General features: G+C 56.8%; 11 protein-coding genes. 3 read left to right on the top strand and 8 right to left on the bottom strand.

Translation table 11 applies throughout. The features are described from left to right. The first annotated feature begins 247 nt into the window (after positions 1-247). Positions 248-1711 (top strand): ribonuclease G, encoded by a 1464-nt coding sequence (gene rng / locus Q1J88_RS12040; protein WP_301117963.1) that lies wholly within the window; start codon positions 248-250, stop codon positions 1709-1711. Between the two features lie 75 nt (positions 1712-1786). On the opposite strand, the gene Q1J88_RS12045 is transcribed toward rng, so the two are convergent. Both Q1J88_RS12045 and msbA read right to left on the bottom strand, forming a co-directional pair. Next, a complete protein-coding gene (locus Q1J88_RS12045; RefSeq protein WP_301117964.1) occupies positions 1787-2293 on the bottom strand; it encodes a hypothetical protein in 507 nt (168 codons plus the stop codon). A gap of 94 nt (positions 2294-2387) precedes the next feature. After that, positions 2388-4190 carry a lipid A export permease/ATP-binding protein MsbA gene (gene msbA, locus Q1J88_RS12050; RefSeq protein ID WP_301117965.1) on the bottom strand — a complete coding sequence of 601 codons (1803 nt, stop codon included), beginning with the start codon at positions 4188-4190 and terminating at the stop codon, positions 2388-2390. 79 nt (positions 4191-4269) lie between these two features. Between msbA and Q1J88_RS12055 the strand changes: the two genes are divergently transcribed. Together Q1J88_RS12055 and Q1J88_RS12060 are read left to right on the top strand one after the other, a co-directional pair. After that, positions 4270-5238 (top strand): glycosyltransferase family 9 protein, encoded by a 969-nt coding sequence (locus tag Q1J88_RS12055; RefSeq protein ID WP_301117966.1) that lies wholly within the window; start codon positions 4270-4272, stop codon positions 5236-5238. Positions 5239-5241: 3 nt separating this feature from the next. After that, positions 5242-6006 carry a YdcF family protein gene (locus Q1J88_RS12060; protein WP_301117967.1) on the top strand — a complete coding sequence of 255 codons (765 nt, stop codon included), beginning with the start codon at positions 5242-5244 and terminating at the stop codon, positions 6004-6006. Here Q1J88_RS12060 and Q1J88_RS12065 read toward each other — a convergent pair. From Q1J88_RS12065 to Q1J88_RS12090, 6 genes are all read right to left on the bottom strand, one after another. Further along, complete coding sequence (locus Q1J88_RS12065; RefSeq protein ID WP_301117968.1) at positions 5954-7153, bottom strand: glycosyltransferase family 4 protein; 1200 nt, start codon at positions 7151-7153, stop codon at positions 5954-5956. The genes Q1J88_RS12060 and Q1J88_RS12065 overlap by 53 nt on opposite strands. A gap of 92 nt (positions 7154-7245) precedes the next feature. After that, positions 7246-8424 carry a glycosyltransferase family 4 protein gene (locus tag Q1J88_RS12070; RefSeq protein ID WP_301117969.1) on the bottom strand — a complete coding sequence of 393 codons (1179 nt, stop codon included), beginning with the start codon at positions 8422-8424 and terminating at the stop codon, positions 7246-7248. Further along, a complete protein-coding gene (locus tag Q1J88_RS12075) occupies positions 8417-9124 on the bottom strand; it encodes a polysaccharide deacetylase family protein (protein WP_301117974.1) in 708 nt (235 codons plus the stop codon). Before Q1J88_RS12075 ends, Q1J88_RS12070 begins: the two co-directional genes overlap by 8 nt. Positions 9125-9150: 26 nt before the next feature. After that, positions 9151-9897: a glycosyltransferase family 2 protein gene (locus Q1J88_RS12080; RefSeq protein ID WP_301117971.1), complete on the bottom strand. Its 747-nt coding sequence runs from the start codon at positions 9895-9897 to the stop codon at positions 9151-9153. After that, the gene (locus Q1J88_RS12085; RefSeq protein WP_301117972.1) at positions 9894-10748 is read right to left on the bottom strand and encodes a polysaccharide deacetylase family protein; all 855 of its coding nucleotides are present in this window, start codon (positions 10746-10748) and stop codon (positions 9894-9896) included. Before Q1J88_RS12085 ends, Q1J88_RS12080 begins: the two co-directional genes overlap by 4 nt. Next, positions 10745-11176: glycosyltransferase (locus Q1J88_RS12090; RefSeq protein WP_301117973.1), on the bottom strand; the 432-nt coding region annotated here is incomplete at its 5' end. The genes Q1J88_RS12090 and Q1J88_RS12085, both read right to left, overlap by 4 nt.

Consider the following 11176-nt stretch of genomic DNA (forward strand, 5'->3'; position numbering starts at 1 on the left):
ACTATAGCACAGCAAATTTCGCTTGTGCAAGCCAACCAGCCACAAATTTAGCGCCTCACGCTCCCAAAATCCACCCACCACAACGTAAGCCATTGATCAGTATCGAATATTCAATTGAACGGGAAAATAAATATATTTTTTATCGATTTAATCCCAGGCCCAAAAGAAGAAAACGCTGTCTTTTTCATGTATCTTGCAACTACATCCGGCCCCTTTTAACCCCGCCGGGACGCAGGAATTCACCTCCATGACCGAAGACATCCTAATCAACGTAACCCCTTTTGAAACACGTGTGGCCATCGTCGAGCAAGGGGCGGTGCAGGAACTACACGTGGAACGCAGTATCCAGCGTGGCCACGTCGGCAATATCTACCTGGGCAAAGTTGTTCGCGTGCTGCCCGGAATGCAAAGCGCCTTTGTCGACATTGGTCTGGAACGGGCGGCATTCATCCATGTAGCCGACTTGCGCCAGAACCGCAGCGAACGTGCAGCAGGCATGACCCACACGCCCATCGAGAAACTGCTGTTCGAAGGCCAGCCACTGATGGTACAGGTCATTAAAGACCCCCTGGGCACGAAGGGCGCCCGACTCTCCACCCAAATCAGCATTGCGGGGCGCATGCTTGTGTACTTGCCGCATGACCCGCACATTGGCATCTCGCAGAAGATCGACTCTGAAGAAGATAGGATTTCATTGCGCGAGCGCGTCCAGCAGCTACGGCCGCCTGAAGAAAGCGGCGGCTTCATCGTTCGCACTCAGGCCGAGGGTGCCACCGACGAAGAATTGGCGACAGACATATCCTATTTGCGTACCTTATGGGGCAGCATCCAGGAAAAGGTGAAGTCGCTTCCTCCACCTGCCCTTCTATATAGTGACCTGACCCTGCCGCAAAGAGTTCTGCGAGACATGGTAAGTGCTGACACCGGCACCATATTCGTCGATTCACGCAGCACGGCCCAGAAACTGGAAGAGTGGGCAGCCACTTACACGCCTTCCGTGGTCGACCGCATCAAGCATTACAGTGGTGAACGGCCGTTGTTCGATACGGCCAATGTCGACGAGGAAATCGCCCGAGCACTATCCAGGCGAGTCGATCTCAAATCTGGCGGCTACCTCATCATCGACCAGACCGAAGCGCTCACCACGGTAGATGTAAACACCGGCGGCTACGTCGGCGGCCGAAATTTCGACGACACCATATTCAAGACCAATCTGGAAGCTGCCGTAGCGCTGGCTCGCCAATTGCGGCTACGCAACCTCGGCGGCATCATTATTCTGGATTTCATTGATATGGACGATGCCGAACACCGCGAGGCGGTCCTCAATGAATTGAACAAGGCCTTGCGAAAAGATCGCACCCGCATGACCGTCAGCGGGTTCAGTCAGTTGGGTCTGGTCGAAATGACGCGCAAGCGGACCCGGGATTCATTGGCACACCAGTTATGCGAAACCTGCCCCACTTGCGATTCCCGGGGCATCGTCAAAACAGCCCGGACCGTTTGCTACGAAATCCTGCGCGAGATCTTGCGCGAGTCGCGGCAGTTCAATCCAAAGGAGTTCCGCATCCTGGCCTCACAGGCCATTATTGATCTGTTTCTGGAAGAAGAGAGCTCGCACCTGGCCATGCTCGGAGACTTCGTAGGCAAACCCATATCGCTTGAACTGGAAAGCTCGTACTCTCAGGAACAATATGACATTGTGCTGATTTGACCGAGGCGCTCCGGTAATCATGCTTTGTGCGCATCCGATGCTACGCCGGGAGCCAAAGGCAATCTGACTGTTGAACTAGTTATTACGATCTTTTGACGAGGCGCTCCCGGATTCTTCGGGGGGCGTCTCGCCAGGACAAAGCTCCGGGTTGAGAATCGCGTCAAAGATGGCACGCACCTGATCGCGGCTTGGCGTGTAGTAGCTATACAGCTGCGCCCGTGTTGCAGGGTCGTCACTTTCGCGCAGCGTAACACCCAGAATTTTAGCCGAGGATTGCTGCAGCAATGTCAGCCCGAGAATCATATACTTATCCCATTCTCCTGGCTGGGCCCCTTCAATCAACGGCTGAGTAACGCGAGCATAGCTGGGGTGACGCTCGTCCACTTTAAAGTCCAGTGTCGATCCGCAGCGCGCCTGTTGCTTGAATATAGCCCGCTGTATCTGCACGAAATCCATTGGCAATTTGCGCTCGTCGCGCAAGTATTGGGCCGTTTCAATCTGATAAAGACCCATACCACTCTGGGAACTGGCGCAACCCGCCAGTACGGCAGCCGTTGCGATAAATAGGGCAGCTTTCTTCATGCAGAGTCCTCGTCGGCTACGTTTCAATGGTGCAGCAATGTTGAGATACAAAATCGATACGCGTTTCAGGCGCAGATTGTAAGGGCCAGTTGCCCTATTCCGGGTCTTTGAACTGCATGCGGTACAGCGAGGCGTACAAACCGTCCTGTTCCAGCAGTTCGTCATGGCGCCCCTGCTCGACAATCCGCCCTGCGTCCAGGACCAGAATCTTATCTGCTTTTTGTACTGTCGAAAGACGGTGAGCAATCACGAGCGTAGTGCGGCCCGCCATGAGCAGCTCGAGCGACGACTGCACCTGATGTTCGGACTCGCTGTCCAACGCAGACGTTGCCTCGTCCAGGATAAGAATCGGAGCATTCTTGATCAGCGCACGGGCAATGGCCAGACGTTGACGCTGTCCGCCCGAAAGCATATTGGCATTCTCGCCAACCTGGGTATCCATGCCTTGTGGCAGGCTATCCACAAACTCTGACAAATTGGCCGCCTTGAGTGCCTTATGTATTTCATCATGGCTGGCCTCGTGAAGTGAACCATAGCCGACATTCTCGGCAATGGTGCCATCAAACAGAACAACATCCTGGCTGACCAGGGAAAGCTGGGCTCGCAGACTGCGCAACGTACATTCTTCGACAGGCACCTCGTCAATCAGGACAGTACCACTGCTGGGGGTGACAAATCTTGGCAGCATATTGACCAATGTGGTCTTGCCGCTGCCCGATCTGCCGACCAGGGCTACAGTCTGCCCCGGTTCGACCACGAAAGAAACATCCGAGATCGTGTCGGATTGCGCATCAGGAAAACGGTGCACGACGTGACGGAATTCAACGCGGCCCTTGACGGGACCAGTGAACTGGTGCCTGCCCTTGTCTTCTTCGGGATCGTAATCGATGAGGGCAAAAACGCTTTCCGCCGAGACAAGCATCCGCTGCATGGCGCCTGCAATATTGGTCAGACGTTTCAAGGGATCGAAGATCTGACCCAATGCCGCCATAAAGGCGGCGAAGCTGCCAACAGTAAGACCTTTTGTATTCGCCTGATACAACGCCACGGCAATCACTGCCGAAACCGAAAGGCCCACAAAGAACTGGGTGATGGGAGACATGGCAGCATCGGACGAAACAGCTCGCATTGCGAATCGCCGCAAGCGGGCGTTGACATATTGGAAGCGTCCGGACTCGCGCTCGTAACCATCAAACAACTTGATGACCCGCTGACCATCGATGGCCTCACCGACCACGCGTGTCAGTTCGGCGTTCATATTGATGGTGTCTCGATTGATGCGGCGCAAGCGCTTGATGAATATTCGCGACACATAAACCGACAGCGGCAACATGACCAGCACGATGAGCGTAAGTTGCCACGACATGTATAGCAGCACGGCAAGCAGTGCCACGACAATCATGGTTTCACGGATGATGACCGTTATGACTTCAGTTGCCAGCCCGGTGACGTTTCCAGCGTCGATGGTGAAGCGATTCAACAACCGCCCCGTATCCCCTCGCCTGAACTCCGAATCGGGCAGACTTAGCAAGCGCTCGAACATCTCGCGACGAATGCCGAGCAACATATTGTTGGCCACCCAGGCCAGCACATAGTTGCTGGAGAAGGTGCACAAGCCTCGCACGAGCATCAACCCGATAACCGCTGCCGGAATCGCCCAGATGTAATAGGGCTTGTTTCCACTGAAGCCGTCGTCAAGCAGTGGCTTCATGATCACAGCCAGGGCTGGCTGGGTGGCAGCACTGATGCTCATCAGCAAGATCGCCACTACCGCAGCCTTCCAGTAACGTCCCAACCGGGAATATATGCGGCGCCACATCTCAAAACGCACGGGCGCTGCATGCGACGGTTGAATGGAAGAGGCTGAACTCAAGGACGGACTCGCTTTTGTTTTCATGGATCAGGAAAGGTCCATTTTAACGTTCTTGAAAAACGGTTGATAATAGACGCCAGTTCTCGTTCGACGGCCGATTTCCATGTCCAACTATTCCGCCTTGTATGTACGTCTGCCCAACTGGATCGGCGACGTGTGCATGAGCCTGCCCTGCCTGAACCTGATGCTCAATACCGACGTGCCAGTAGTCGTGTGTGCCCGGTCTTGGGCCCGTGACCTGCTGTCAGCCTATCAGACGGCGGGGTTTATCGAGATGTCCGGCCGCGTACGCGAAGATCGGGCGCGCGTTGCCAGCTATCGCAAGAAGGCGCGGCATGCACATGCAAGGGGTCTGATCCTGCCCGACTCCCTCTCGAGCGCACTGGTTTTCAAATTTTCAGGTGTTCCGGCCGCAGGCTACCGCGATGATGGCCGCAGCCTGCTGTTGAGATGGCCCATCAGCAAGCCCCGAAATGAAATGCACGCCGCGGAATCCTGGTTCCATCTGACGACGCAGGCTTTGGAGCGTTGGAAGCTGCCTATCATGCCTGCTGCCATTCCCGCGACTCTGGGCCTTGAAACAACGCCTCAACACGAGGAACAGGCCCTGGATGCGGTGCTGTCCGCCGGCATGACCCCAGGAGGCTTCATTCTGATCGCCCCTACAGCGACAGGTTTACATCGGGGCAAAATCAAGGTGTGGCCTCATTTTGATGCGCTGACCCGGCAACTCCAGGAACATGGCCACACCGTGGCGATGTGTCCGCCGGCGTCGGAACGCGAGGCCGCCCTGAAGGCGGCTCCTACCGCCATTTGCCTGCCACCCCTGGGTCTGGGGGGCTTTGCTACACTGACCAAGCTTTCAGCTCTGGTTATCTGCAATGATTCCGGCGTGTCGCACCTGGCCGCCGCTGTCAATGCACGGCAGCTGACGCTTTTCGGAGTGACGGATCAGCACCGGACCGGGCCGTGGTCACCTCAAGCCACCTGTCTGGGTTCGCTGGGCAAGTGGCCCACCCTGACAGAGGTCACCGAGAAAACTTCCCGGCTAATCACGGAAACTGTCTTCTAACGCATGTCTCTATCGAGCTTTCTTGCCAACCTGGTTATTCCGCTCAACCTGTGCGTGACCTTGCTTGTCATTGCCGTTGTGCTGTTGATGCTCCGGTGGCGACGAACAGCAGGTGCACTGGTCGCCATGAGTCTGGCATGGGGGGTGTTCTGGTCTTTACCTGCCTCTTCGCTCTGGGCGGGCGGACGCCTTGAGCAACTTTATCCGTACACGCCCCCGTCGGAATTACCTGCAGCTCAAGCCATCGTCGTCCTGGGTGGCCACACGGCAGGAGGCCGCCAGAACTGGTTCCAGCCCTACGACCGGGATACCGCCGTCACTCGCACCGCCGCTGCCGCCACGCTTTATCAGGCCCAGCGCGCTCCGGTTATCGTCCTGTCTGGCGCAGCACTTGAAGGCTCGCAAAGTGAAGCGGAGTTCATGGCGGCCAATCTGAGAAAAACAGGGGTTCCTGCGGACGCGCTCATTCTCGAAAAGAATAGTTTCAACACCTACGAGAACGCACTGTATTCGGCACGCATCCTGAAAGAGCAGAACATAAATCGCGTGCTTCTTGTTACGTCGGCGCTGCATATGCCCCGCGCCATGGCGGCGTTCAGCAAGCAGGGGCTTACCCCTATAGCAGCCCCTTCGGCACCACAAATCGTCGTGCCGGACGACCCCGACTTCTCTTTCTGGCTGCCTGACGAACGGACCTTCTTCGCCTCCAGGTCGATCATAAAGGAGTACGTCGGGATGCTGATGTACTGGTTACGCGGCTGGATCTGAGCGGGGCACCGTCGCTTTGTACCCTGTCATAGCGTTTGCATGCAGCACGGTACACCTGTTCCGTGTGCGCCAGAAAGGTCGGAATGGAAAATACCGTTTCTATTCGGTGCTTTGCCGATGCACCCAGAGACGCCAGGGTTTCGGGACTTGTCTTCAGTATATTGGACACACAGCGCGTCAAAGCCTCGACGTCTCCTACCGGCACCACCCAGCCATCGACACCGTCACGCACATTCTCCGGCAAACCGCCTGCGGCAGACACCAAGGTGGGCAGGCCGGCGGCCATGGTTTCACAGCTGGCGTAAGAGGCTGCTTCCCGGTACGACAACACAAAACCAACATCACAGGCAGCCAAAACATTGCGAATATCAGGTACCAGACCAGGGAACACCACTTGGCCAAGATCCAGCCCCGACGCCTGCGCATCTGCCAGCATTTGCGCTGAGGGCGGGTCACCGGCTATCACGATGCGAATCCGCCTTTGCTCTTCGATCGGCAAACGTGCAACGGCCTGAAGCAAGAGCAGCCAACCCTTGTTGTAATCCGTTCCACCCACACTTCCAAAAACGAAGGCGTCCTCGGGAAGATCGGCAAAGAGAGCCGCACGGCTAGCCCGGCGCTGCTCGGCGGTACTGAAACCCACGTATCGTGGATCGATGCCGTTTCTGACGACATGGATCGGCCTATTGCCGTAAGCCGATCGACTCAGTTGTCGCTGTACATACTCACAGACAGCAATTGCCGAATCCGTGCCGAAACGCGCGCGCAATCGATGTCCGACACTATCGACCGGATTGGTGTTGTGCTTGGTCCACACAATAGCGGGGGGTCGGCGCATGCCGATGCGGGCCAGCATGACATGGCGATGATCTGCGCCGCCGTTCACGTGAACCACATCAAAGCGCTCTCTTGACAAGAATCGTCGCAGCTTCAGCACCTCTGCAGCCAGTGTCAGGGGCCGGGACGTATATAGACCAGGCAATACACGTATCCCTTTGATCGATTTCGCGCGGGCGTAAAGACGACCCGTGGGAGGCGAAGCCAGGGTCAGGTCGCACGACGCTTTCAAGCCTTCGAGCAAATTGAGTATGTAGGTAACATGGCCCCCGCCGTTGCCATGATGGATATCTGTAATTAATATTTTCATGCCCGTAAGCCGAAGCTGCACTTCGAGTCAAAACGAGGCAAATTGTAATCAGTGGATCGTACAGTCACAACCGGATCCGGCCCGGCGCACGATTATCTGTCAACTGTACCCGCGCGAATGGTGGCGCCTGCGCGCTCAATCAGTATTGCTTGGTAAAGGTCCTCGTATTGCCGGGCCACTCTTGGCCAGCTGTGGCGCGCCACGACCTGGGCCCCGCCGGCCTTCAGCCGGCTTCTAAGGTCGGTGCTCTCGTGCAGCCGGCGGATGCATGACGCCAACCCGACTGCGTCCTCCGGATGCCCCAGGACAAGGGCCTCTTCTTCTGCCGCAATGTACTGTGCGAAGCCGCACCATGGCGCGGGACTCAGCACAACCGGCAACCCGAATGACATCGCCTCAAGTGGTGCCATGCCGAAGCTGTCATTCAGGGTCGGATGCACGTAAAGATCGGCCGCTCGATAATATTGGGCAACATGTGGCGTTTCTGCAATTACACGAACCCGGGACAGGAGGTGGTCGGGATTGCGACGAGCGATATATTCACGTACTGCAGCATTGCCCCCGACCACCAGCAGCTTTATGTGCTCGGGCAGACAGTCCAGGGCTTCAAGGACGGTAGACAATCCCTTGCGCAGCGGGTTTCTCGCCACCAGCAGACACACTGTATCGTCGGCGGCATAACCCAGCGACTCGCGCATCGTTGCACGCTCACTGGAGTCGCCCTCGCATGAAGAAACGACGCCCGGGGGGATGACCGGGATAGTGGTGAGGCCTGGATAGGCCTGGGCGAGCTGGTCGGCAATTAAAGTGGATACCGCGACGACACGATGAGCCGCACGCGGCTCGACTCGCCGGGCTTCCAGACCCAGATACGTTTGTACTCGTGGACTTAGATACGAAAGCGCCTTCTTGACCATGGGCAAAGGCCGGACCCGCCAGTTGAAGCGGACCGGAGTCACGTGAATGACTTCGACGTCGCCGCACCAGCCATTCATGTGCGAATGCACTATGTCGTATCCCACGCGAGTCAGGCGACGAACCCGGATCGCGAAAAGCAACACCCTTACCCAGCTTGGCCAGTGCTTCCAGCTTTTGATCGGTACAAACGGCAAGGTCAGATCGCAGGCCTCGTCGTACTCTCGGGCATACACGGTGATGTCATGCCGGGCGGCGAGTTCGCGCATCAGCTCCACGCCATATGCCTCGGCTCCACCAAAACGGCTGCCAAACCGATCCACCACAACCGCGATGCTCAAGCGACGTTCAGGCATGACGTCTTTTTTCCTCGAGACGGGTCAAGCATTTTTGCAGGAAGCGAAGCATATGCGTTGAACGCGCCACGGTTACCCTGGGTAACCCGAAAACGTCGTCGAGCCGTCCGGCGAGCCCTCCGCTGGTCGTCGTGGCATTGGTATAACCGGCGTCGCGAACCATGTCGCGCAACGCCTGTGTTTCGTGTCCGTAGGGATAACAGAATGACGTCACCTCGGAGTCCAGGACGTCTTCGAGAATCGTTCGCGAGCGTCTGATTTGCTCAAACGCATCCTCTGGGGACAAGTCAGGCAAATTGACATGATCCAGCGTGTGCGAGCCGGCCTCCTGGCCACCGCGCACCCACGCGCGAGCCTGCTCCTGACTCATGAGGGCCGAGGCTGGAACTCCGTTTTCGCGATCCCATTCGTTGCTGCCGCCGAAACGGTTGGCCACAAAATAATTCGTAGAAGTGAACCCCAGTTCTTTCAGCACAGGCAAAGCATTTTCGAGCACGTTTACATAACCATCATCGAATGTGATCCCGAAAACCTTGCCACGTTTACTTCCTCGCAGGTATGGCAAAAGGTCTCGCATCGACAGGCCCTGGTAACCCAACCGCCTCATCCAGGTCATCTGGCGGCGAAAACTGCCCGGATGAACGGTGAGCCCCCGATAGGGGGTACCACGAGCGGACGGCTGCCCGATCTGGTGATACATCAGTATGGGAATCATGTCGAGACTCTTCACTGCCCACGTCCCAGAAAATATAACTTTGCATAGCGAAAAAAGCTTCCAGCTGCAGCCGTCACGGCAAGTATGAAGCCTTCACGCCCATCCAGGAAACCTTTTCGGATCAGGTATATCCGGATAAAAGTCCATATTGAATGCCCCACCATTCCCGGAATCGATGTACGACGCCCTTTCGCATACATCATGAGCGCCGCGTCGGTTGAGTAACGGTTGACTTTTGAGATCAGCGCCTGCATGTCCGCATAGGGATAATGAAGAAAATGGGCTCCGAGCCTGGCCACACGACCTTGGGGCACCACGCGCTCGTGGACGGCTGCATCGGTAAAGCGTGCGGCCCCGCGTTTGAATAGCCTCAGGACATAGTCGGGCCACCAGCCGCTATGTCGAATCCAGCGCCCACAAAAATTGGAAAGCCGTGCAATTTCATAGGCCTCTGCCTGAGGCTGCCGGATGGCTTGCTGTATAGCGCGGGCCAGTTCGGGCGTGACACGCTCGTCCGCGTCGATGGACAGCACCCAGTCTTGGGTGGCCAGATCGAGTGCGCGATTCTTCTGAGGCCCGAAACCAGGCCAATCGCTTGTTGATACGACGCGCGCACCCTTGCCGCGGGCGATCTCGCAAGTTCGATCCGAACTGCCGGAATCCACGACGATGATCTCGTCGGCAAACGCGACGGAGTCAAGGCAAGCTGCGATGTGCGCTTCTTCGTCCTTGGTAATGATGATGACAGATAAGGTCATGCCCCGGCCTGCGCCTTCTGACGGCGCGCACGCTTCCACAATTTGAATCGGTTGAAGACGGGTGCTATGACCGGATTGGAAGCGACCTGGATACGTCGCCCTACCGAGGCCCCCGTCGTGTTTCGCACGGCGAAGCGGTGAATATGAGCAGGGTCACTACCGGCCAGATTCTGACCAAACGCGTGGGTGGTATACAGATATTTGAATCCGGCCTGTTGCGCCACCCGCACGTAGTCAGCGTCGAAGTAGCCCTGTGGCCAACAGAAGTGCTCGGAAACGCTGCCCAATTTCTCGATCAAGGTCTTGCGCGATTGCTCGAGCTCCTGGGCAATCAGGCTATTTTTTTCGTGTGCTCGTTCCGATTTATCCCAGCGTGTATGGGTATGAGTATGACTGTGGAATTCGATGAGGCCGCTTTCCTGCATGGCCCGGATCTCGCTCCAGCGTAGCATGACACTGTCAGCGTCGCCGGCAGCGATCCGTTGCTCGCACTCTACATGGGGAGGCGTATGGGGAACCTGGCCCTGGCCGGCCACCGGCCTTGCTTCACCTTCGCCGACCCACGATGTGACGATAAAAATGGTGGCCTTATAGCCATATTTTTTCAGCAAGGGGTACGCGTAAACCCAGTTGTCGAGATAGCCGTCGTCGAATGTTATCAGCACCGACTTGTCGGCGATGGGCTCGCCTTGCAAATGCGCAGCAAATTCATCTGTGGTCAGGGAACAATAGCCATTACGCGCCAACCACGCCAACTGATCTTCGAAGTTTTTCGGTGACACCGTAATGGCGCCATCGGACGGCGACACATGGTGATACATCAGTACAGGAACCGAATGGGCTTTCTTCATTGTCGTTCGCTTAACCAGCGCAAATAGCAGGATTCGATACTGTTTACCATAGCCTGCGGCGTAAAACGCCCTTCTTCGAGCACACGCCGACGCCCCGCGTCTCCCATCTTCTTGCGAAGAACCGGATCGTCGATGAGGGTGCGCAATGCCTCGGTGAGCGCCTGTTGATCGTGCAGGGGGACCAGCAGGCCGGTTTCCCCATTTTCCATCATTTCCGGAACACCGTCGACGTCGGTGCCCACCACGGCCAGACCGGCTGCCGCTGCCTCGACAAATACCATACCGGCGGCCTCTTGCTCGGTTGCCAAGGCGAACAGATCAAATCCGGCCAGAAGATTCGGAACGTCGTTGCGGCGTCCCAATAAGTGAACCCGACGCGTCAGCTTTCGTTGGGCGATATATTCCTGCACCTCTTCAAATATCGGTGA

It is taken from the genome of Pusillimonas sp. (assembly GCF_029263785.1).
In the GTDB taxonomy this organism is placed as follows: domain Bacteria; phylum Pseudomonadota; class Gammaproteobacteria; order Burkholderiales; family Burkholderiaceae_B; genus Pusillimonas.